The organism is Nocardiopsis sp. M1B1 (genome assembly GCF_052466615.1).
The window spans coordinates 4,152,546-4,174,863 of record NZ_CP196194.1 but is presented as its reverse complement, the minus strand read 5'-3'; the positions used below and the strand labels follow the sequence as shown (position 1 = coordinate 4,174,863).

Here is a 22,318-nt window from a genome sequence, read left to right as displayed (position 1 = left end):
GAGCCGTGGCTGTCCGTGTTACCCGCTGGCTCTCCCGACACGGTGTCGCACCCTCCCACGCCGTTGTCCGCTTCGCCGACGCCCCCGACTCCACGGTCTTCAGCGGCGGCTTTCCCCTGGAAGCGCTGCCCCGGGGCAGGGGCGTCCTCCAACACGCCTCCGTCGTGTGCCATGTGGGCCCTGACCGGGATGAGAGGTTCCGGGACGGTCTGGCCGAGGAGATCGCCGAAGCCCTCGGCCTGGAACCGGACACGCCGTTCCTCTACATCGAGTTCCGCACCACCGCACCCGGCCACGTCTACACCTACACGTCCCGCCAGGGTGAGCTGCGCCGGGCTGACGGCACCGCCCTGCACGGCCAAGGAGATGAACGAGCATGAGCACCGTACCCACTGACCTCCAGGAGCGCATCAGAAGCGTGCTCAGTGCACGTGTGGGCGAAGAGGTCATGACCGTCGGAGCGGAGGAGGACCTGGCTCAGGTCCTCGGTGAGCGCTACGACAGCATGACCGCGATGGAGTGCATCACCGCCGTCGAGGCCGCCTTCGACGTCGAGGTCGACTTCGTCGCGCATGACGTTCGGTACTGGTTCTCCACGGTGGAGAGGATGGCTCGTTTCATCCGCGATGAGCAGGAGGACCGTGCCCTGCTGGAGCACGGACGATGAGCGCGGCCCTCCCCGCCCCGGAGGAGGAGGTCCTCTTCTCGACCTCCGGTCACACCGGAGAGCCCGCCGTATGGGCCAGGACGGGAGAACAGCTGCGCGCGGAAGGGCTGCTGCTCGCCGCCCTCCTGCCCGAAGCCGTGGACACGGTGGTCAACTACGCCCCGCCCAGGCACCTGTACGGCTACCTCATGGGGAAGGTCCTGCCGGCGATCCTCGACGTACCCGTCCAACACCTGTGGGAGGACCCGTTCACCCCACCTGACCTGACCAGCGGGAAACGCGTGCTGTTGGCGTGCCTCCCCTCCAGTTGGGCGGTGGTGCGCAGGTTCTCCAGTCGGTTGCGCTCTCTGCCCGGTGTCTTCGCGTTCCACGGTGCCGGCCCGGTGACGGAGGAGGCCGACAGGACCGCACATGTACTGGAGAGCAGCGGTTTCCAAGCGACGGAACTCCTGGGGGCCACGGAGACAGGCGCTGTCGCCTACCGTCCGCTTGCCCCCCGCCCGGCCGATCCGGAGCGCTGGACGCCCTTTCCCGACGTTGACCTCAAAGGAGCGCCCGTCCCCGGCGGAGAACAGCCCCTCGTTGTGAGCAGCCCCCGGCTGGCGCGCCCTCGTGGCCAGGCGTGTGCACCCGAGGCGATCGCTCTCGACGACGTCGTGCGCCCCTTGGAGGGTGGCGGCTTCTCACTGGTGGGGCGCTCGACCAGCCTTGTCAAGGTCAACGGCAGGAGACTGTACCTGAGCCGGATAGAAACCGCCCTGCGAAAGGAGATGCCCCGTCTCGATGTGGTGTGCGTGCCCAGGAGTGACGCCATCCGGGCTGAGCACTACGACCTCTACTACGTCGGATCGACGGTCGGAGAGGCAGAGGTACGCAAGGGCATGGCTGCCGCGCTTCCGGACGCCCCGCAGCCCCGCGGTGTACACCGGGTCCGGAGGATCCCCCGGAGCATGACGGGCAAAGTGCGTCTGGACCTGCTCTTGGCCGCCGACCACGTCGTGTCCCCTGGGACCGTTCCGGCGGTGCGCGGAACCCCGCGGGATGACCTGGTAGGGGACGCCGAACAGCCCGCTGACCGTCCCACGGCCTCAGAAGCGGCGCCTCTCGCGTCCCAGCCGGAGGCCCTGTTTCGGGCCCCGGCCGGTCACGTCACTCCGCCCCTGCCCGACGAGCGGAAGAACTGATGCCGCAGAGTCTCGCGTTCGCCCGCCCCCGCGCGCCCCAGCAACCTGTCTGGGAGCCCTCCACAGACATCGGCGGCGTCGTCGCCACACTCCTTTCGAGACCCGGGCTGGTCAGTCCCGGAGCCTGTCGTTCCCTTCTGCGCGCGCTGTCCCGGGTAGCCGCCGGAGAGGCTCTCGTGCTCCAGGCAGGTGACTGCGCCGAGCGCTTCGCGGACTCCTCGCCCGACCGGGTGATGGAGAAGGCGGAGCTCCTGGCCGACCTCGCCGACCTGATGGAGGAGACCACCGGTGTCCCTGTCGTGCGTGTCGGCCGATTCGCGGGGCAGTACGCCAAACCCCGGTCCAGTCCTGTGGAGGAGGTCGCTGACGGACCCCCTATCCCCGTCTACAGAGGAGACGCCGTCAACTCGCCGGAGCGGACGGCCCGTGCCCGCCTCCACGACGCCCGCCGACTGGTCGCCGCTTATGACCATACGGCCCTGGCACTGAGCAGACTCGTACCGAAGGACGTCCTTCTGCCGGCAACGGCCGACGCCTCCTTCTCCTTGACCTTCACCGGCCACGAAGCCCTGCTGTTGGATTACGAGGAGGCCCTGGTCCGCCCTGACAGGGGCGACGAGGTCTACGGTTCATCAGCCCACTTCCTGTGGGTGGGTGAGCGCACTCGCGCGGCGGACGGTGCGCACATCGCCTTCGCCTCGCGGATCAGCAACCCCGTCGGAGTCAAGGTGGGGCCGGACGCGGACGGACCGGATATCACTGCTCTGATCCGCCTCCTCGCCGAGGGGCGGCCTCCGGGAAGGCTGAGCCTGATCATCAGAATGGGAAAGCGTGTCACAGAAGAACTGCCTCGTCTTCTGTCGGAGCTGGGCGAATCCGCTAATACGGTTCTGTGGGTGTGCGACCCGATGCACGGAAACACCCGATCCAACCATTACGGGCAGAAGACCAGGCTGATGTCGGACATCTTGTACGAGGCGCGCGGGTGTGCGTCTGTGCTCCGTGAGTACGGACTGCGTCTGGCGGGCCTCCATCTCGAGACCTCACCCGACTCGATAATGGAATGCGTGAACACGGCAGACGACCTGCGTTCGCGGCTGGAGCGTTACACATCCGCCTGTGATCCCCGGCTGAACGCGGATCAGGCTGCCCTGGTGGTGCGGACGGCCGCCGAAGCAGGACGGCATACCCCCTCCGCGCAGGGCAGGAGAGACGAATGAGTACCGTGCCGGAGAACACCACGGGACGGGAGCGGGAAGGGGCCGCGAGCCTGTGGCGCCATTTCGACTTCCTCAAGTACTGGGCGGGCCAGAGTGTTTCCCGCTTCGGTGCCCAACTCGCCACGCTTGCTCTCCCCCTGGCCGCTATAGAAGTCTTCGGGGCGACAGCGGGACAGCTCGGCCTCCTCAACGCCGCTGCTTTCGCCCCCTACCTCGTGGTGACGCTCCTGGCCGGTGTGTGGATCGACCGTCGCCGTAAACGTACGGTCCTCATCGCCGCTGACCTGGGAAGGTTCCTGACCTTGGCGGCGATTCCACTTCTCGCTCTGGCCGGTTTCCTGGAAATCCACCACCTGTACCTCATCGCCTTCACCCTGGGCACCTTCGCTGTGCTGTTCGATGTCGCAGGAACCGCCTACCTGCCCTCCCTGGTGGACAGGGACCAGCTCCTGGACGGAAACAGCAAGCTCCAGGCCAGTATCGTCGTCTCCCAGTCAGGGGGCCCAGCGGCCGCCGGCGTGCTCGTGCAGGTGATGACCGCTCCGTTCACACTGTTGATCGGGGCCTTCGCCAGTCTCATGTCAGTGTTGGCCCTGCTGTCCGTGTCCAGCAGCGAAGAGCAGCCCAAACCCTCCACACAGCGTGGAAACACCTTCGCGGAGATCCGCTCCTCGATCCGCTTCATCGCTCAGGACAAGTACCTGCGCTTCCTCACGCTCCGCTCCGGGGTCAACAACCTGTTCTTTCTGGCACGCAACACCGTGCTGCCGCTCTTCGTGCTTCAGGTGCTGGGCATGAGCAGTTCGGCCCTGGGTTTGGTGTTGGGAATGGGAGCGGTCGGTGCGCTCGTCGGAGCCGCCCTCGCCAAGCGGATGGCGGACTGGTTCGGCCCCGGCCGGGTCATCGCGGTCGCCTACGGTGCGTCTTCGCTCTTCCAGATCATGCTTCCCCTGGCCATGGGGCCGCCTGCCGTGGCCTTGGGAATCATGGTGGTGATGTTCTTCTTCGGTGGTCTCTTCATGACTATCGGAAACACGAATGTCGCGACGTTCCAGCAGATGCTCATTCCCAAGCGACGTCTGGCCAAGGTGGTCGCAGGGATGCGAACGGTGACCTGGGGGAGTATGCCCCTCGGTGCTCTACTGGGTGGAGCGCTCGGCTCGATTATCGGGATCCGAGAGGCGCTGTTCGTCACCGCTGCCGGGTTCCTCCTGTCAGCCCTGTGGATCGCGCTCTCCCCCGTCGCGCGACTCCGCACCATGCCGGATCAGTTGGCGGAGGAGGAATCCTCCTCTCCGAGAGAAGAGGAGAAGACATGACACAGAACACGCCTGTACCGCACGCTTCCCGAGAGGCTTTTATCCTGACCGGGGCCTTTCGCGTCATCTGTCGCAACTCCCGTTATCTTCAGGAGCTCGCGGACAGAGGCCTGGCCGTGTTGGTGATTTCCCTTGACTCCTGCCGTGACCAGGCGGGGAAGGCCATGGCCGACCCGGACAACCCCGCCTTCTGGATCTCGGAGATCGCCTACGTGTCCGGATCGCTGGACCGGGAGTCGTCCTTCACCCCTGGCGTGTTCGCGGTCCTCCAGCGATGGCGGGACCAGTACCGCATCAGGGGCGTCTTCGCGATGGAGGAGACCCTCGTCGAGCCCACGGGCATGGTGTGCGATGTGCTCGGCCTGCCCGGAGTGGGACTGCGTGCGGGCAGGGTCTGCCGCAGCAAGTATCTCCAGCGGGCTTACCTCGAAGCCCTGGGGCCCCGGACCCTGACCGTGCCTCCGGGAGGCAGGGGAAGCGGCGACCTCGGTGCCCTCCAGTACCCGGTGGTGGTCAAACCGGCCACCAGACACGCCAGTTCCGGTGTGGTGTCCTGCGACACACCCGAGGAAGCGGCGTCCGTGATGACCTCCTACCCGGACCACGAGACCCTCCTGGTGGAGGAACGGGTGAACGGGCAGGAGTACTCGGTGGAGTCCCTGGTCCAGGAAGGCCGGACCGTGTTCTCCTCGCTGACCCGGAAGGAGACCACGGGCAGCGGGAGCGGGTTCGTCGAGCTGTCACATACGGTACCGGGCGCTGCCCCAGACGCATCCCTGTCGAAAAAGGTTCTCCAGGCCAACGCTTCACTTCTGGACGGTTTGTCCTTCGAGAACGGTGTGACCCATTCGGAATGGCGTATCGACGGGAATGGTCAGCCCCGCCTCATGGAGGTCGCCGCCCGCACGCCCGGAGACGGGATCACGGCACTGTATGAGCTGGCCTGCGGCGAGCCCATGGAAGCACCGATCGTCCGCATCGCACTAGGGGAGACGGCCTCCTATCCGCATCCCCGGCGTGTGGCGCGCCAGGTGTACCTGGAGCATCCGCACGGAGTCCTGGAGGACGTGACCCTGGATTGGCCCGGCACCCGGATCACCTGGCTGGGGAGGGCCGACCTGTGGCCCCGTCTCCGTCCGGGCGTGCCCGGTGACGCGCCTGCTCTGCGGGGAGTGCTGGTCTTCAAGGAGCGGGGAACCCTGCTGGGTGATCTGGCCTCGTCTGATGACCGGGCGGTGAGCTTCCTTGTCGATGCCGATACCGAGGCGGAACTCGATGAACTGGAGGCGCGGGTGCGGTCGGCGATCAGCATACGAGTGAAGGAGGACACTCGTGTTCCTTGAGGAGGTGGTCTCTGATGCTTTCGGAACTAAATGCCGTCTGCTGGCGAACCAGCGCGGCGGAGATTGCGTCGTCGTTGATCCGGGCATCGGTGTCGTCGGGGGATTGAAAGAGAAAGTGGAGGCGTACGGGCTGTCTCCGCGCGCGGTCCTGCTCACCCACGGGCATCTGGACCACACGTGCTCGGCCGCTGCCGTGTGCGCCGCCTACGGCATACCCGCATACATCCACCCTGGTGACTCGAAGATGTTGGCGGACCCCCACGCGGGCCTCGGACCAGAGTTCTCTCCGCAGTTCAGGAGGATCCTGGGGCCGGAGTGGCGCTGGGAGCCACCGAACGATGTCCTGTATCTGAAGGACGGGGAAGAGTTGAACCTGGCCGGGTTGGAATTGATTGTTGAACACGCGCCCGGCCACACGCCTGGATCTGTCATCTTCAATCTGCCCAGGGGCACGGATGACGCTTCCTATTGCCTGGTAGGGGACGTTTTGTATGCTGGAAGCATCGGCCGCACCGACATGCCGGGCGGAAGCCGACAGCAGACCCTCAGGTCCCTCCGGGAAAAAGTGCTGACAAAAGACGATGCGACAATTCTGCTGACTGGGCACGGCCGAGACAGCACGGTTGGCGTGGAGCGGGATGTGAACCCTTTTATGCGCCAAGCTGCGGCTTTGGTGCGGGATACCCGTTCCGGTGTGCGTTTCGGGTGAAGCGGGAAATCCACCCCTGGTGAACGCGTTCGGCGCGCCTGTTCACCGGCGACCTTCCGGGGCGGGGCCGGGCCGGTACGGTCCCTCCGTGTAGCCGCTGACGGCTGGTCGGAGTGCTCTCCCAACGACCAGGCTCCGGGACCGTCGGGCACACTGGCGTGGTGACCACCCCAGGGGAGGACGAGTGAACGAGGCCGCGATCCGCGTCTACGGGGCCGACTGGTGCCGGGACTGCCGACGCACCAAGAAGCAGCTGGCCGAGCTGGCGGTGCCCTTCGAGTACGTCGACGTCGAGCACGACCCGGCCGCCACGGAGCGGGCCCGGGAGATCTCGGGGCGCACGAACATCCCGGTGGTCGTCTACCCGGACGGGTCCCACCACGTCGAACCGGACAACGCGCTGGTCGAGGCCAAGCTCCGTGAGCTGTCGCTGATCTGACGGCGGTGCCGCCCGCGCACATCGCGCGGGCGGCACCCCGGTCCGACCCCGACCCTGTCCACGCCCGGTGCGCGTCACGTGTGCTCGGGACGACTTCCCCGAGCGCGCCCGACCTCAGGCGGCCTCCTCCAGACCGCACCACTGCGCGATGAACAGGGCGATGGACTTGGTGATCCGCCGCACGGACTCCACGTCCACGCGCTCGTCGTACCCGTGGATGGCCTCCGAGACCGGCCCGTAGACCAGCGCGGGAATCCCCTGGCACAGGGCGTACACGCGGCCGTCGAGGTAACCGGGGGTGGTGAAGGTCCGCAGCTCGTCCTTGAAGACGGTCCGGTGGGCCTCGCGCAGCACGTTTTCGGCCTCCGTGCCCTCGGGCAGCACGTAGCCCTCGGCGTAGAAGCCGGTCCGCTCGCCCACGGCCTCGATGGGGTTGCCCGCGTCGTCGGTGGTGGCCTCCCGCAGCACCTCCTGGATCTGCTCCCAGGCGTCGTCGGCGCTCACCCCCGGGTAGATCGCCGCCCGGACCTGGAGCTCGCACCAGGCGGGGACGCTCGACGGCCAGTCGCCGCCGCTGATGCCGCCGAGGTTGAAGTTGATGGGGTGGTCCAGGTCCTCGAAGTGGGGGTGACTGCCCCTCTCGTCGTTCCAGCGCTGTTCGAGGACGCGCAGCCGCCCCATCACGTGGTGCGCCGCGTCGATCGCGTTGAACCCCGACGCCATCTCCCTGGGGTGCGTGGGGTGGCCCGCGACCCGCACGGTGAACCAGATGACGCCGACGTTGGCGCGGACCAGCATGTCCTCCTCGGGTTCGGGGATCAGCACGGCGTCGGCGGTGTACCCGCGCTGGACCGTCGCCAGCGCGCCGTTGCCGGTGCACTCCTCCTCCGCCACGGACTGGAAGTGGATGCGCCCGGCGGGGGCGAACCCGGCCGCGCGCACGGCGTCGTAGGCGAACAGGTTGGCTGCCAGCCCCGCCTTCATGTCGCCGCTGCCCCGGCCGTGCAGCCAGCCGTCGATGACGGGGGCGTCCCACGGGGAGCGGGACCACTCCCCGAGGGGTCCCTCGGGGACCACGTCGATGTGGCCGTTGAGGATCAGCGAGCGGCCTCCGCCCTGAGCCGGGGTGTAGGTGCCCACCACGTTCTCCATGCCCTCGTAGGAGACCGTGATCTTCCCGGCGCCGGGGTGGGCGGAGATCTCCTCCGGATCGAGTTCCCACCGGTCCACGGCCAGCCCCCGCCGCTCCATGGCCCCGTGCATCAGGTCCTGGGCCGAGGACTCCCGGGTGCGCAGGGAGGGGTGGCGCACCAGTTCCCGGGTGAAGTCCAACTGGGCGTCGAAGGCGTCGTCGACCGCCGCTTCGATGCGCGCGACGACGTCGGGTGCGAGGTTCATGCGGTTCTCCTCATGCGGGGCTGTGGTCGGTGCGGGCGGGCGGTTCACGCCGCCGCCCGGGCGTCGGCGGCGGCGCGGGTGTCCGCGGCCCTGATCCGCTCACCGGCCAGGCCGCCGAGCGCGGTGACGGCGCAGATGCCGATGAGGACCAGCACCGCGGGCCAGGACGCGCCGTCGTCCACGGCCAGGAGCGCGGTGGCGATGAGCGGGAGGAACCCGCTGAGGGTTCCGGCGAGGTTGTAACCCAGGGACACGCCGCTGTAGCGCAGCCGGGGCGGGAAGAGGTCGGCCAGCAGGGTGCCGGTGACGGCGTAGGCCAGGGTGATGAGGCAGATCCCGATGGTCACCGCCGCGGTGATCGCCCACGGGTCGGCGGTGTCGATGAGCCAGAACAGGGGGAACGCGGCCGCGGCGGTGGACAGGGCGCCGATCACCGTCATCCGGCCGGGGCCGAAGCGCTCGGCCGCGCGCCCGGCGACCAGGGTCGTGGCGATCTGGAAGACGGCGGCGACGAGCGTGGCGTTCACGACCGCCTGGCGGTCGACCTCCAGCACCGTGGAGGCGTAGGAGACCACGAAGGTCGTCATCACGTAGAAGCCGCCGACCCCCAGCAGCGCCGCGGCCACCGCCACGAGCAGGCGGCCCCCGGCCTCGCGGAACAGGGCCAGGGCGGGCACCTTGGCGCGGTCCTCCATCTGCACCAGCTCCTGGAAGACGGGGGACTCCTCCACCTTGAAGCGGATGTAGAGGGCGATGCCCAGCAGCGGGAACGCGGCCAGGAACGGCAGGCGCCACCCCCAGGCGTCGAAGTCGGCCGCAGGCAGCGTCAGCACGGCGGCGAAGGCGGCCGAGGAGATGAGCGTGCCGACCGGGGAGCCGATCTGGACCAGGGCGGCGTAGCGGGCGCGCTGGCGTTCGGGGGCGTGCTCGATGGCGATGGTGATGGCGCCGCCCCATTCGCCGCCCACGGCCAGCCCCTGCAGGAGCCGCAGGACCGCGAGCAGGATCGGCGCGGCGATCCCGATGGCCATGTAGTCGGGGATCACGCCGATGAGCCCGGTCGCGCAGCCGATCATGACGATGGTCATCAGCAGTGCGGGGCGCCGCCCGTAGCGGTCCCCGATGGTGCCGAAGATCAGGGACCCGATGGGCCTGGCGGCGAAGCCCACGCCGAAGGTCGCCAGCGCCGCCATGAGGCCCGCGCCCGGGTCGAGTTCGGTGAAGAACAGGCGGTTGAAGACCAGCGCGGCGGCCGTGCCGAACAGGAAGTAGTCGTACCACTCCAGGGCTGTTCCGACGAAGGCCGCGAAGGCGATGCGCCTGGCGTCGGCCGCTTCGACCTTCGGCGCTCTCGCGCCGGCCGGGGCCGGATCGGGCTGTGGCATGGGGAATCCTCCGGGAGATGTGCACCGGTCGGACGGGACGTCGGTGACCAGGTGTGATGCCGATCATCGTCTTGGAAAAAGCGCACTCCCACAAGCGCATAACCCAACGAGAACGCCGCCTAGAATGTGCACATGCACAAAACAGCGCCGTCGGACGTCATCCCCCGCGCCGCACAGGCGTGCCTGGAGGAGCTGGAGACCGTTGCCTGGACCTACGTGCGCAGGGTTCGCGAGCTGACCGGGTACGCCGAGACCGTCATCGACGACGCCGAGCTGTACGGCACGGCCCGGGCCACGCTCGAACTCCTCCTGGAACTCCTGCGGGGGCGGGACCGCCACGGCGAGCTGCGCGCCCACTCGGTCGAGGTCGGACGCTCCCGCGCCCGCCGCGGCATCCCCCTGGAGTCGCTGCTGCGGGCCGTGCGCATGGACTTCCGCTTCCTCTGGGAAGCGATGCGCGCCCACGTCGCCGAGGCCGACTTCCGCGACTTCTCCGAGGAGGTCATCTCCATCTGGGAGGCGGTGGAGGTGCACACCACCCACGTGCAGACCGGCTACACCGACGAGATCGCCCGGATGCGCGCGGAACTGGAGCTGGAGCACGCCTTCCTCCTCCGGCACCTGCTGAGCGGCTCCGGCGGGGACCCGCGCCTGAACGAGCAGGCGGCGCGGGCGCTGGGCCTGCGCCCCGACGGCGTCCACCTCGTCCTGGTGGCCAACGGCAACCACGCCCGCGACTTCCGGGGCTGGGTCGGCCAGGTGCTTCCCGGGGCCGTCCTGCTCCGCCTGGACGGGGTGGAGTTCGCCATCGTCCCGGCCGGGGACGCCGCGGGCGCCGCCCGGGAGACGCTGCTGGGCAAACCCGTCGGGATCTCCCCGAGCGCCCACGGCATCGGGGAGATCGCCCCGATGTGGCGGCTCGCCCGCGAGCTGGCGGAGTGGGCGCGGCCCGGCGCGGCGGCCACGGTCGAGGGCCACTGGACCCGGCTGGCGGGCGTGCGCCTGGGACCGGCCGCCGAGGCCTTCGCCCGCGACGTGCGGGAGGCGCTCGGCGGGTTCACCGAACGCGAGGTCGACCTGCAGGTCGAGACGGTCGAGGCCTACTACCGGACCGGTTCGGTGACCGAGGTCGCGCAGGCGATGTTCTGCCACCGCAACACGGTGATCAACCGCCTGCGCCGCTTCGCCGAGGCCACCGGGCTCGACGTCACCAGACCGGTCGACGCGTCCGCGGCCCACCTCGCCCTGACCGTCCTGCGCTAGGGCCTCGGCCGCTCACCCCTGCGGTCTTCTGGGGGACGCCCCCGCGCGGTTCGAGGACCCCGGGGCGTCCCGAGCCGGAACCGGCCCCGATCCGGGAGCCGGAGCGCGATGAGTTCCGCCGCTGCACCTGGTCCGTATCCACGACGGGATCATCGACCGCACGCGAGGTGAGCATCATGGCCGCCGTCTACACCTGGGACGTCTTCTCCACCCTGGACGGCTACGGCTCCTACGGCCCCGACGGGGACTGGGGCGGCTACTGGGGCAAACAGGGCCCGGAGTTCCTCGACAACCGCATCGCCGTGCTCGGCGAGGAGCAGCGGATGGTCCTGGGAGCCGCCACCTTCCGGCAGTTCATGGAGCTGCTGGGCCCGATCCCCGAGGCCGACATCGACCCCGTCAACTCCCGGATGCGCACCATGCCCACCACGGTCGTGTCGACGACGCTCTCGGGACCCTTCGCGTGGCCGGACGCGACCGTCGAGAGCGGCGACGCCGTCGACGTCGTCGCCCGGCTCAAGGAGGAGTCCGGGGTGCCCTTGCGCTCGCACGGCAGCCTGTCGCTGAACCGGGCCCTGATGGCCGCCGGGCTCGTCGACCGCGTCCAGGTGACGGTCTTCCCGGTGATCAGCGGGCGGACCGGGACCGACCGGATCTTCGAGGCGGCGGACTTCGACCTCGACCTGGTCACGAGCCGTACGTTCGACGGGCGTATCCAGGAGCTGGTCTACAGGCCCGCCCTCCACAGCTGAACAACGGTCCGCCGCCCCGCGACGGGTCCGGAGCCCTGCCCGTCCCCGCCTTCTCGACCGGTTCACCGGACCGGTTCGGTCCCCATCTCCTGTGTGCCCACGACACCCAGCAGCGCGAGCTTCTCGGCGGTGTCGGTCCCGGTGCGCGGGGTGAACCAGAGCAACCGCTGGCGGTCGTCCTCACTGAAGAGGCTGAGGCAGTTGAGGTCGAGCATGCCGACGGTGGGGTGGACGATCCGCTTGCGCTCGTCCCTGCGCACCTCTACGTCCTGGTCGGCCCAGAGCGCCCCGAACTCCGGCGACCGCCGCAGCAGCTCGTCCACCAGCTCGGTCGCCTCGGCGTCGCCCGGGCTGCGCCGCCCGACCGCCGCCCGTAGGTCGGCGACGAACGAGCGTGACTGCGGGGCGAGGTCCTCCTTCGGGTAGATCTGCCGCGAGGCCGGGTCGGTGAACCAGCGGTGGATGAAGCTCGCCGCGCGGCCGCGGTGCGCGGACAGGTCGCCGAGCATCGCGACGGCGAGCGGGTTCTGGACCAGAACGGTGTGCAGATCGGTGCTCACCATCGCCGGGGAGCCGTCGATCCGTGTCAGCAGGTCGAGCATCGCGGGGTAGACGTGCGAGATCGTCCCGCCCCGGTACGGGAGCGGACGGTTCGCCAACCGGTACAGGTGGTCGCGTTCGTCGCGGCTGAGGCGCAGCGCGCGGGCGAGCGAGGCGAGCATCTGGTCGGAGGGCTGCGAGCCGGCACCTCGCTCCAGCTCGGTGTAGTACTCCACCGAGGCGCCGGCCAGAACGGCGACCTCGTCGCGACGCAGACCGGGGACGCGGCGCCGCGGGCCGGGCGAGAGCCCGACCTCCTCGGGGCGGATCCGCTCGCGCCGCGAACGCAGGAAGCCGCCGAGTTCGGAGTGCCTCGTGTTCGACATGGGCTCAGCATCCTCCAGAGGTGCCGTCGGTGCCAGGGGATGGCGTCCCCACCTTCGGAAGCAACTGTCGCGCCTTTGCGCCGCGCTCCAGAGTGGACGCCATGAACACCTCACTCACTGACACGCTCAACGGCTCCGACGCATCGCCGACCGCCGCGAGGACGGTCCTGATCACCGGTGGCACCAGCGGGATCGGCGCCGCCACCGCTCGGCTCCTGCTCGTGCGCGGCCACCGGGTCGCCGTCACCGGGCGCGACCCCGGTCGGCTCAAGGCCTTCCTGGACGAGGTCGGCCACGCGGACCGCGTCCTGGGCCTGGTGGCGGACGCCTCCGACTGGGACGCCACGAACACGGCGGTCACCAGCACGGTGGAGCGCTTCGGGTCGCTCGACGCGGCGATCGCGAACGCGGGAGGCGCGTCCGCGGATCACTTCCGGAAGGGCGGTGCCGACGTCATCGGCGGCGGCGATCCGCGACTGTGGGCGCCGATGGTACTCGCCAACGTGCTCGGCCCGGCCCTGCTGGCCAAGGCGGCCCTGCCCCACCTCGAACGGTCCCGGGGCCGGTTGGTGCTCATCGGCAGCGTGGCCGGAACCAAGAACAGCCCGGGCAACCTCTACTCCGCCATGAAGTGGGCGGTGGTCGGCTTCGCCGAGAACCTGCGCCTGCACGCCACGACCCGCGGCGTCGGGGTCACGGTCGTGAACCCGGGCATGATCGACACCGCGTTCTGGCACGGCCAGGCTCCCCCCATCGCCATGAGCCCGGACGCGGTGGCCGAGACGATCGCCTTCACCCTCGACCAGCCGACAGGCGTCGACCTCAACACGGTGACGATCCGTCCGATCGGCCAGCCCGTCTGACTCCGGGCGGCCGGTGTGCTCACCGGTGCGCCGTCCCCGTGTCGGCGGTCTTCGACGGACCGCTGACACACCCGGGGTGCCGCCAGGTCGTCGAAGCAGGCGGGCCGCCGACGTGCCCGCCTGCTTCGACCGCCCCGGCACGCCCGAGCTCCGCGCACACGGAGGTGGACCGGCCAGGGGCCTACCTCGCGCCGTCCGCGAGCCGGTACTGCAGCGCGCCGGAGGGGCAGCGCCGGATCACCTCGGCCAGGCGGTCGGCGGCGGCGCCGTCCGGCTGGATCCACGGGCGCCGCCGGGTGTCGAACACCTCGGGCAGGCCGTTGACGCACACGGCGGCGTGCTGACAGCGCTCCGCCTCGAAGGTGACCGTGATCGACTCACCCTCGTACGCCCTCTTGCCGTGTCCGCCGCTCACTCCGGTCCCCTCCGCCCAGGCTTCACAGCCGCTCAATCTAGATGATGTGTCAACTAGGTTGGGTATGCTATCCGCTCCAAGGGCATATGTCGAGAACGCGGAGACCTGCGACGGAAGGGCCTCGCGCGGCTCCTCGCTTCCTTTCCCGTCCCCGTGGCGACCGGAGGAACCCGGGCCCGCGCTACCGTCGTCGACGCCGCGGGGCGGAACCGCCGTCCGGGGCCACCGGCCGCCCGCGCGAACAGGAGCCGAAGGAGCCGACCGATGCTCAGCAACGAACTCGCCGAACTGGCGGGCGTCACCGTACGCACGTTGCGCCACTACCACCAGATCGGACTGCTGCCCGAGCCGCCCCGCTCGGCCGGGGGCTACCGGCGCTACGACGTGGGCCACCTCGTCCGGCTCCTGCGCATCACGAGGATGACCGCGCTCGGCGTACCGCTGTCCGAGCTGCCCCCGGTACTGGACGATCCGGCGGCCGCGGAGGAACTGCTCGACGAACTCGACCGCCGGGCCGCCGCCGAGGTCGAACGGCTCCTCGCCCGCCGTGCGGACATCGCCGCGCTGCGCCGCAGCGGCGCCCCGCCCGACCTGCCTCCGGAGTTCTCGGCGCTGCGTTCCGACCCCGCCTCGGCCGTGCCCGAGGACATGGCCCGCTACGAGCACGAACAGCTCGTCCTGGTCGCACATCTGCTCGGCGGGGACGGTCCGGCGGCACTCGCCGCCCTGCTCGGCGAGGTGAACGACGGCACGGCCGCGCTCGCACCGCTGACGGAACGCTTCTACGCCCTGGGCCCCGACACCCCGGAGGAGGAGGTCGCGGCACTGGCCGACGATCTGGTCGCGCGCCTCGAACCGGTGGTGGCGCGACTGGTCGGCCTGTTCCCGTCCGACGCGCGGGCCTCGACCCTGATGGACGAACTGAGCGGGCGGACCCTCCGCCCCGTACAGCACCGCGTCCTGCGCCGGGTCCAGCGGCGGCTGGCCCCGGCGGCCGGAGCCTGACCGGCCCCCCGGGGCGCCTGGCCGATGGGCGGGTGTGGTGCGGGTCACTCCCTCCGGTCTTGAGTGTGACGCGACGTCGGGGAGTGGACTCGGGCGTGCACGAACCCGTCGACCACGAGGAACCGCCATGACCGCTCCGTCGAAGCCGATCACCGTCGAGGAGTTCTTCGGCCCGCCCGCCCGCAGCCGGGCCCTGCTGTCCCCGGACGGCACGAAGGTCGCCTACCTCGCTCCGTGGCACGGCCGCCTCAACGTGTTCATCCGCGACCCGGACTCGGACTGGACCGCCCCCGACGAAGTACAAGACGCCGACGGGGTACACGGCGCCGACGCCCCGGGCGTGCGGCGCGTCACCTCCGACACCCGTCGCAACGTCGACGCCTTCTTCTGGACCGCCGACGGCCGCTACCTGCTGTTCCAGCAGGACACCGACGGCGACGAGAACTGGCACCTGCACCGCGCGGACCCGAACCGGCCCGACGAGCCCGCCGTCGACCTGACCCCCTTCGAGGGCGTGCGGCTGCTCGGCGCGCAACTCCCGCCGGACCGCCCGGGCACCGCTTTCGTACAGCTCAACCTGCGCCGCCCCGACCTGGCCGACCTGTTCGAACTCGATCTGGAGACCGGCCGCCTGACCACCGCCGCGGAGAACCCCGGCGACGTCCTCGCCTGGCTGCGCACCCCGGACCGGCTGCTGGCGTTCACCATGGAGGAGGGAGGCGACCACGTGCTGTCGGAGCACACCGAGGGCACGCGGCGCACGATCGCCCGTTTCCCCGGCACCGACGCCCTCTTCGGCATCCTTCCGGCGGCGCCCACCCCGGACGGGAACGGACTGTGGATCGGTTCGTCACGGGGCTCCGACCGCACCCGCCTGGTCCGGCTCGACCTGGAGACCGGCGAGCAGACCGGCGTGGACAGCCACCCCGTGTTCGACCTGGACACCCCGCGCCCCGAGGCCGACCCGCGTTTCCCGTCCTCGCTGATCCTGCACCCGGGAACCGGGGACCTGCTCGGCGCCCGCTACCTCGGCACCCGTCAGGAGATCCACGCGCTCGACCCGCACTTCGCCGAGGTCCTGCCGCGGCTGGCCGAACTGTCCGACGGCGACCTGGCCCACGTCTCCTGCGACACCGCGGCGCGGCGCTGGGTGGTGGACTTCACCCACGACCGCGACCCCGGCGTCACCTGGTTCTACGACCACGCCACGGGACGGGCCCGCCGCCTGTTCCGGCCCTTCCCCCACCTGGACCCGGCCGAACTGGCCCCGGTCACCCCGGTCGCGGTCAGCGCCCGCGACGGCCTGACCCTGCCCTGCCACCTCACCCTGCCGGTCGGGGTCCAACCGCGCGGCCTGCCGACGGTGCTGCTGGTGCACGGCGGACCGTGGTACCGCGACAGCTGGTGCTACGACCCGGAGGTGCAACTCCTGGCCAACCGCGGCTACGCGGTGCTGCAGGTCGACTTCCGCGGCTCCACCGGCTACGGCAAGGCCCACACACAGGCCGCGATCGGCCAGTTCTCCGGGCGCATGCACGACGACCTGATCGACGCCCTCGACTGGGCGGTCGAACAGGGCTACACCGACCCGGACCGGGTGGCGGTCTACGGCTGCTCCTACGGCGGCTACGCGGCGCTGGTCGGAGCGGCGTTCACCCCGGACAGGTTCGCCGCCGCGGTCAGCTACACCGGAATGTCCGACCTGGTCGACCTCGTCGAGTCGGTCGTCCCGTTCGCCCGCCGCACCGTCGAGAACAGCTACCTGCGCTACATCGGCGACCCGGACGACCCCCGCCAGAGGGCCGACATGCTCGCCCGCTCGCCCATCAGCCGGGTCGACGACATCACCGCGCCGGTGCTGCTGATCCACGGAGCCAACGACGTGCGCGTCCACCGGCGCAACTCCGACCGGGTCTTCGACGCGCTCCGCTCCCGCGGCGCCGAGGTCGAGTACCTGCTGAACGAGACCGAGGGGCACTGGTTCACCAACCCGGACAGCAACATCGAGCTGTACGGGAGGCTGGAGCGCTTCCTGGCCCGCCACCTGGGCGGGCGGTCCGCGACCGGGTCCTGACCCGCGGCGGCGCGGACGCGCGCAGGCGTTGCGGTGGAGGCGCGGGGAGCCCCCTCCGGGGTGAACAGGTGGGCGCCGGTCCGCTCCCGGGGCCGGGCGAGAGGCCTATGGGGGCTGGGCCGCGCGCCCACCTGTCCGGTCGGGGGCGTGTGGCGACCGCGCGTTCCAAGGCGGCAGGGTGTGATCTGTCCGTCGTGCCTTGGGCCCGCGCGGTCACCTGCGATGCTATTTGAAAACGATAATCGTTTTCTAGAGGAATACGAGTGACCCGGCTCACTTGAGGAAGGGCTGCGGAGAGCACGGGGATGTCCGCCCCGGGGGCAGGAACGCCGAGGTCGGCAGGGCCCGTGCCCGCGGGCCGGTCGCGGGGTTCCCGCGCATCGGGTCGTCCTCTTGCCGGGCGGTTCGGCCCATCGGGGAAGACACCGTCGTCATCGACCGTGTCGTGCTTCCACGCCGCGAGGGCGGACAGGGCCGCTCGGGCGGCGCCGACGTCCGGGGGCGACTTCGGCCAGCCCGCCCGGGGCCTGCGCGTTTGCTGTTCCGGCAAAAGGGATCGCCTGGAACCGTGGGCGTCGGTGAGCATCGCCCTATGACACATGACGCTCAGGACCCCACCTCACCCAGCGCCGAGTTCTGGGAACCGCTGCACCAGTCGGCCGAGACCGTCACGGCGCCCCCGCCCAACGTCCGGCTGACCGGGCTGGTGCGCGACCTCGAACTGGCGCCGGGCCGCGCCTGCGACCTGGGCTCGGGCCGCGGCGGAGACGCCCGGTGGCTGGCCTCCCTGGGCTGGCACGTCACCGCGACCGAGGTCTCGGCCACTGCGGTCGAGCGCATCGCCGACATGGCTGCCGCGCAGGGCCTGGACCGCCTGCGGGCCGAGCGGCACGACCTGTCCCGCTCGCTGCCCGCCGGACCGTTCGACCTGGTCTACGCCTGCTACTTCCACAGCCCGGTGGCGTTCGGCCGGGAGGAAGTCCTGCGCCGCGCCGCCGAGCGGGTGGCGGTCGGCGGACGCCTGGTCCTCGTCGACCACGCGTCCACCGCGCCCTGGTCCTGGCGATTCGGGGACGAGGAGCCCACGTTCCCCACGCCGGAGGAGACCCTTGTCACACTGATGCTCGGGGACGGCTGGACCACCGAACGCTGCGAGAGCGCCGAACGGGTGGCCGACGGCCCCGACGGCACGACGGCCAGTGTCACGGACAACGTGATCGTGGTCCGCCGCCACTCCGCCTGACGGTTCCGCAATCCGGGGCGCCCGTGGGGAAGCGGGCGTCCCGGATGGTTTGTCCCGCTTCTTCTGGAGTCGCGTTTTCGGGCTCCGTCCGGGGCCCCGCGCCCTGGAGGGGGCGCCCGCCGGATGCCGTGGGCGCCCCCTCGGCCGTCACGCAGTGGAGTACGGGCTGGTGGTGGAGGCGCTGTAGCCTACCGGCATGAATCTGAAAATCATTATCAGAACCGTGGGGGTCGTGTCGGCTCTCACCCTGGCCGGGTGCGCGGCGGCGCCCGCCGCCGAGACCGACTCCGCGGCGGCCGCGGGCGAGGGCACGACCTCCTACCCCCTCAGCATCCAGAACTGCGACACCGAGGTGACCGTCGAGCAGGCCCCCGAGCGCGCGGTCTCGCTGAACCAGTCGGCCACCGAGATCATGGTCCAGCTCGGCCTCGCCGACCGCATGGCGGGCACCTCGTACGAGACCGACCCCGTCCCCAGCGACATCGCCGACGCCTACGAGAGCATCCCCCTGCTCACGGACGGCCTGCTCAAGCACGAGACCCTGCTCGAAGCGCAGCCCGACTTCGTCTACTCGTCCTTCGCCTCGTTCCTCACCGCCGAGAACGCCGGTGAGCGCGCCGAACTGCACGAGCTCGGCGTCCCGACCTACCTGAGCGAGTTCGACTGCACCTACCACGAGGCCGTCGAGGGCGGCGCGACCTTCGAGATGCTCTTCGACGAGATCGAGACGATCGCCCGGATCTTCGACGTGCCCGACGCGGGCGAAGAGCTCGTCGCCGAGCAGCGGGCCGTGGTCGAGGAGGGACTCCAGGCCGCTGAGCAGATCGAGGGCACGCCCAGCCTGGTCTGGTTCTACTCCACCGCGTCGTCCTCCTCCACCCCGTCGGTCGCCGGGCCCGGCGGGCTCCCGCAGACCGTGACCGAGATGCTCGGCGCCGAGAACGCCTTCAGCGACGCCTCGACCAAATGGCCGGAGGTCAGCTGGGACGAGGTCGCCGAGCGCGACCCCGACGTGCTCGTGCTCGCCGACCTGAGCCGCGGATACCCCGGCGACACGGCCGAGGAGAAGATCGAGTTCCTCAAGAACGACCCCCTGACCTCGACCATGGACGCCGTCGTCAACGAGCGCTTCATCGTCGTGCCCGGGCAGCACATGGACCCGTCGGTCCACAGCGTGCAGGCCGTCCCGACCATCGCGCAGGGCCTCATCGACATGGAGATCGAGTGATGACGACCACGACCACGGACACCCTCGAAGGGAACGCCCTCGAAGGGCTCATCCGGGACTGGGACGCCCAGCAGGCGGCCTACATCACCCACCGCGAGCAGAGGTTCGAGATCATGCTCGACGTCATCGCGCGGACCTGCGCCTCCTCGGAAGCGTTCGGGGCCGACGGGACCGGCATGACCGTTCTCGACCTGGCGTGCGGCCCCGGCAGCCTCTCCCAGCGCGTCCTCGACCGGTTCCCGGGCGCCCGGGTGATCGGGGTCGACTACGACCCGGTGCTGCTCGCGATCGCGGGCTCATGGCTCGGTCAGCGCCACGGTTCACGCTTCACGCCGGTCGACGTCGACCTCGCCGCGCCCGGCTGGAGGGCCAAGCTGCCCGAGGGGCCGGTGCACGTCGCCGTCTCCTCGACCGCGCTCCACTGGCTGGAGCCGGCACAGCTCGTCGCCGTCTACGGCGCCCTGGGCGCCCTGCTCCCCGCCGACGGCGTCTTCATGAACGCCGACCACCTGCGCTACGACCCGCGCTCGCAGCCGTTCCTCACCGGGGCGGCGGCCGACGACGACGAGCGCACGCAGCGTGACGCGCACTCGCGGGGTGTGCGGACCTGGGACGAGTGGTGGTCGGACGCCGTCGCGCACGACGCGTTCGGACAGCACCACGCCGAGCGCGAGCGCCGCTTCGCCGACCGCCCGCCCACACCGCACGCACCGCTCGAACTGCACCTGCAGGCGCTCAGTACCGCCGGGTTCGCCGAGACCGGGGTCATCTGGCGGTACTACGACGATGTCGTGGTGTTCGCGCAGATATGACCAGACTCACCGATCCTTCGCGGACCGGTCCGCCCGACGCGGACGCTCTCCCCGACGCCGACCCGCCGGCGGCGCGGGCGGCGGCGGGCGGCGCCGAGGTCCCTCCGAAACGCGTACCGGGCAGGCTGCGCTCGTCCCTCGTCGTCGCCGCCTTCGTCCTCGCGCTGTGCGTGACGATCGTCGTCGCGGCCTTCGTCGGCACGGCGAACATCGGGGCGCTCGACGTGCTCGGGATCATCCTGCGCAACATCGGGCTGGGCGCCCTCGCCCCCGTCCCGGCGGCACCGCCGCTCATCGACGCCCTCATCTGGGAGTCGCGTCTGCCGCGCGTGCTCCTGGCCGCCGTGGTCGGTCTCGGGCTCTCGGTCTCGGGCGCGGTGCTGCAGTCCATCACCCGCAACCCGCTCGCCGAACCGTACCTGCTCGGGGTCTCCTCGGGGGCGTCCACCGGGGCGGTCGCGATCATGGTGCTCGGACTCGGCTCGGGCGCGGTGACCCTCTCCACGGGCGCCTTCGCCGGGGCGCTGGCCGCATTCGCGATCGTGCTGGTCCTCATCGGGGGCGGACGCGTCTCCAACCCCGCCCGCGTGGTGCTCACCGGTGTGCTGGTGTCGCAGTTCTTCTCCGCGATCACCTCGCTCGTGCTGATGCTCGACGGCGACGCGGACGCCACCCGGGGCTTCACGTACTGGCTGCTCGGATCGCTCGGAGGCGCACGCTGGGAGCCGCTGCTCGTGGCGTCCGCCGTCATCGTGCTCGGCGCCGTCGGCTGCCTGTTCTTCACCCCGGCCCTGGACGCGTTCACCTTCGGCTGGGACACCGCCTCCTCGCTCGGGATCAACGTGACCCTGGCACGGGTGACGCTCATGGTCCTCACCGCGCTCGTCACGGCGGCGGCCGTCGCGGCCTCCGGGGCGATCGGGTTCATCGGGCTGCTCGTACCGCACGTCGTGCGTCTGCTGGCGGGGCCCGCGCACCGCCTGCTGCTCCCCCTCAGCGGGCTCGGGGGCGCGATCTTCCTGGTGTGGGTCGACACCTTCGCCCGTTCGGCGTTCTCGCCGCACGAGATCCCGGTGGGAGTGATCACGGCGCTGCTCGGCGCACCGGTGTTCGCGGTCGTCCTGGGAAGGGCGGCCCGGCAATGACGGCACTTGAGGCGAACGGCATCACGTGGTCGGTCGACAGGACACGCATCCTCGACGGGGTCTCGATCCGGGCGTACTCCAACGAGGTGCTCGCCGTGCTCGGGCCCAACGGGGCGGGCAAGACCTCGCTGCTGCGCATCCTGGCGGGGCTCCGGCGGCCGGACGCCGGAACGGTGCTCCTGGGCGGGGAACCGGTCCGCTCCCTGCCCCGGCGCGCGGTCGCCCGGCGGGTGGCCATCGTGGAACAGTCACCCGAGGTGCACACCGACATCACCGTCGACGACGCCGTGGCGCTCGGCAGGACGCCCTACCGCGGCACCTTCGCCGGGCTGGACGGTGCGGACCGCGCCGCGATCGAACAGGCGCTCGCCCTCACCGGGATGCGCGCCTACCGGTCGCGGTCGTGGCGGACGCTCTCCGGCGGTGAACAGCAGCGTGCCCAGCTGGCCCGCGCGCTCGCGCAGCAGCCGGAGGTGATCGTGCTGGACGAGCCGACCAACCACCTCGACATCCGCTACCAGCTCGACGTCCTCACCCTGCTGCGCTCGCTCGACATGACGGTGGTGACCGCCCTGCACGACCTCAACCTGGCCGCACGCTACTGCGACCGGGTCGCGGTCCTGCACGCCGGACGGATCGCGGCGACGGGACCGCCCGCCGCCGTGCTGACACCCGACCTCGTCCGTTCCGTCTACGGGGTCGAAGCCGTCATCGACACCTCTCCGCACACGGGAGCGCCGGTCGTGACCTACCTGGGCGGTGTGCCCGAAGGGTCCTCACCGGTGTCCGATTCCGGGTCGCACCGCCAGCGGCAGACGGAGTGAGCCGCTTCGCGCGGCCTTTCGCGGCTGTGCGTGCAGGGCCTGCTCATCGCCCGCCAGGCGGGGCAGCGACCGGCGCGGGACGGCGCGGACGGCCCCGGACAGGG

General features: G+C 70.6%; 22 protein-coding genes. 18 read left to right on the top strand and 4 right to left on the bottom strand.

What is annotated here, in order from left to right; all coding sequences use genetic code 11:
* Positions 1-5: 5 nt before the first annotated feature.
* The 8 genes from ACSTA4_RS18140 to ACSTA4_RS18105 all read left to right on the top strand — a co-directional run bounded on the left by ACSTA4_RS18140 (position 6) and on the right by ACSTA4_RS18105 (position 6,881).
* The gene (locus ACSTA4_RS18140; RefSeq protein WP_444960308.1) at positions 6-380 is read left to right on the top strand and encodes a hypothetical protein; all 375 of its coding nucleotides are present in this window, start codon (positions 6-8) and stop codon (positions 378-380) included.
* On the top strand, positions 377-667 hold the full coding sequence (locus tag ACSTA4_RS18135; RefSeq protein ID WP_444960307.1) for an acyl carrier protein: 291 nt from the start codon (positions 377-379) through the stop codon (positions 665-667). Before ACSTA4_RS18140 ends, ACSTA4_RS18135 begins: the two co-directional genes overlap by 4 nt.
* Entirely contained in the window at positions 664-1,851 is a 1,188-nt protein-coding gene (locus ACSTA4_RS18130) for an AMP-binding protein (protein WP_444960306.1), read from the top strand. The genes ACSTA4_RS18135 and ACSTA4_RS18130 overlap by 4 nt, the downstream gene beginning before the upstream one ends.
* Entirely contained in the window at positions 1,851-3,071 is a 1,221-nt protein-coding gene (locus ACSTA4_RS18125; RefSeq protein ID WP_444960305.1) for a 3-deoxy-7-phosphoheptulonate synthase, read from the top strand. Before ACSTA4_RS18130 ends, ACSTA4_RS18125 begins: the two co-directional genes overlap by 1 nt.
* Positions 3,068-4,390, top strand: coding sequence for an MFS transporter (locus tag ACSTA4_RS18120; protein WP_444960304.1), 1,323 nt, complete (start codon positions 3,068-3,070; stop codon positions 4,388-4,390). The genes ACSTA4_RS18125 and ACSTA4_RS18120 overlap by 4 nt, the downstream gene beginning before the upstream one ends.
* A 164-nt stretch (positions 4,391-4,554) precedes the next feature.
* Positions 4,555-5,733, top strand: coding sequence for an ATP-grasp domain-containing protein (locus tag ACSTA4_RS18115; protein WP_444960303.1), 1,179 nt, complete (start codon positions 4,555-4,557; stop codon positions 5,731-5,733).
* The gene (locus tag ACSTA4_RS18110; protein WP_444960302.1) at positions 5,723-6,442 is read left to right on the top strand and encodes an MBL fold metallo-hydrolase; all 720 of its coding nucleotides are present in this window, start codon (positions 5,723-5,725) and stop codon (positions 6,440-6,442) included. The genes ACSTA4_RS18115 and ACSTA4_RS18110 overlap by 11 nt, the downstream gene beginning before the upstream one ends.
* Before the next feature lie 184 nt (positions 6,443-6,626).
* Entirely contained in the window at positions 6,627-6,881 is a 255-nt protein-coding gene (locus ACSTA4_RS18105; protein WP_444960301.1) for a glutaredoxin family protein, read from the top strand.
* Between the two features lie 114 nt (positions 6,882-6,995).
* On the opposite strand, the gene ACSTA4_RS18100 is transcribed toward ACSTA4_RS18105, so the two are convergent.
* Together ACSTA4_RS18100 and ACSTA4_RS18095 are read right to left on the bottom strand one after the other, a co-directional pair.
* Positions 6,996-8,279 (bottom strand): ArgE/DapE family deacylase, encoded by a 1,284-nt coding sequence (locus ACSTA4_RS18100; protein ID WP_444960300.1) that lies wholly within the window; start codon positions 8,277-8,279, stop codon positions 6,996-6,998.
* Positions 8,280-8,323: 44 nt separating this feature from the next.
* On the bottom strand, positions 8,324-9,664 hold the full coding sequence (locus ACSTA4_RS18095) for an MFS transporter (protein ID WP_444960299.1): 1,341 nt from the start codon (positions 9,662-9,664) through the stop codon (positions 8,324-8,326).
* Positions 9,665-9,796: 132 nt separating this feature from the next.
* On the opposite strand from ACSTA4_RS18095, the gene ACSTA4_RS18090 reads away from it, so the two are divergent.
* Both ACSTA4_RS18090 and ACSTA4_RS18085 read left to right on the top strand, forming a co-directional pair.
* Positions 9,797-10,927 carry a PucR family transcriptional regulator gene (locus ACSTA4_RS18090; protein ID WP_444960298.1) on the top strand — a complete coding sequence of 377 codons (1,131 nt, stop codon included), beginning with the start codon at positions 9,797-9,799 and terminating at the stop codon, positions 10,925-10,927.
* A 176-nt stretch (positions 10,928-11,103) separates the two neighbouring features.
* On the top strand, positions 11,104-11,679 hold the full coding sequence (locus ACSTA4_RS18085) for a dihydrofolate reductase family protein (protein WP_444960297.1): 576 nt from the start codon (positions 11,104-11,106) through the stop codon (positions 11,677-11,679).
* A 62-nt stretch (positions 11,680-11,741) separates the two neighbouring features.
* On the opposite strand, the gene ACSTA4_RS18080 is transcribed toward ACSTA4_RS18085, so the two are convergent.
* Positions 11,742-12,605 (bottom strand): helix-turn-helix transcriptional regulator, encoded by an 864-nt coding sequence (locus ACSTA4_RS18080; RefSeq protein WP_444960296.1) that lies wholly within the window; start codon positions 12,603-12,605, stop codon positions 11,742-11,744.
* 101 nt (positions 12,606-12,706) lie between these two features.
* Here ACSTA4_RS18080 and ACSTA4_RS18075 point away from each other — a divergent pair, with 101 nt between their 5' ends.
* Complete coding sequence (locus ACSTA4_RS18075; RefSeq protein WP_444960295.1) at positions 12,707-13,468, top strand: SDR family oxidoreductase; 762 nt, start codon at positions 12,707-12,709, stop codon at positions 13,466-13,468.
* A gap of 181 nt (positions 13,469-13,649) precedes the next feature.
* On the opposite strand, the gene ACSTA4_RS18070 is transcribed toward ACSTA4_RS18075, so the two are convergent.
* A complete protein-coding gene (locus ACSTA4_RS18070) occupies positions 13,650-13,883 on the bottom strand; it encodes a (4Fe-4S)-binding protein (RefSeq protein WP_444960294.1) in 234 nt (77 codons plus the stop codon).
* A gap of 264 nt (positions 13,884-14,147) precedes the next feature.
* On the opposite strand from ACSTA4_RS18070, the gene ACSTA4_RS18065 reads away from it, so the two are divergent.
* From ACSTA4_RS18065 to ACSTA4_RS18035, 7 genes are all read left to right on the top strand, one after another.
* On the top strand, positions 14,148-14,888 hold the full coding sequence (locus ACSTA4_RS18065) for a MerR family DNA-binding transcriptional regulator (RefSeq protein ID WP_444960293.1): 741 nt from the start codon (positions 14,148-14,150) through the stop codon (positions 14,886-14,888).
* A 127-nt stretch (positions 14,889-15,015) separates the two neighbouring features.
* Positions 15,016-16,962, top strand: coding sequence for an alpha/beta fold hydrolase (locus tag ACSTA4_RS18060; protein WP_444960292.1), 1,947 nt, complete (start codon positions 15,016-15,018; stop codon positions 16,960-16,962).
* 592 nt (positions 16,963-17,554) lie between these two features.
* A complete protein-coding gene (locus tag ACSTA4_RS18055; RefSeq protein WP_444960291.1) occupies positions 17,555-18,205 on the top strand; it encodes a class I SAM-dependent methyltransferase in 651 nt (216 codons plus the stop codon).
* A gap of 196 nt (positions 18,206-18,401) precedes the next feature.
* Entirely contained in the window at positions 18,402-19,433 is a 1,032-nt protein-coding gene (locus ACSTA4_RS18050; RefSeq protein ID WP_444960290.1) for an ABC transporter substrate-binding protein, read from the top strand.
* Positions 19,433-20,245 (top strand): class I SAM-dependent methyltransferase, encoded by an 813-nt coding sequence (locus tag ACSTA4_RS18045; RefSeq protein ID WP_444960289.1) that lies wholly within the window; start codon positions 19,433-19,435, stop codon positions 20,243-20,245. Before ACSTA4_RS18050 ends, ACSTA4_RS18045 begins: the two co-directional genes overlap by 1 nt.
* A complete protein-coding gene (locus ACSTA4_RS18040) occupies positions 20,242-21,390 on the top strand; it encodes a FecCD family ABC transporter permease (RefSeq protein WP_444960288.1) in 1,149 nt (382 codons plus the stop codon). The genes ACSTA4_RS18045 and ACSTA4_RS18040 overlap by 4 nt, the downstream gene beginning before the upstream one ends.
* Positions 21,387-22,214: an ABC transporter ATP-binding protein gene (locus ACSTA4_RS18035; RefSeq protein ID WP_444960287.1), complete on the top strand. Its 828-nt coding sequence runs from the start codon at positions 21,387-21,389 to the stop codon at positions 22,212-22,214. Before ACSTA4_RS18040 ends, ACSTA4_RS18035 begins: the two co-directional genes overlap by 4 nt.
* Positions 22,215-22,318: the final 104 nt, after the last annotated feature.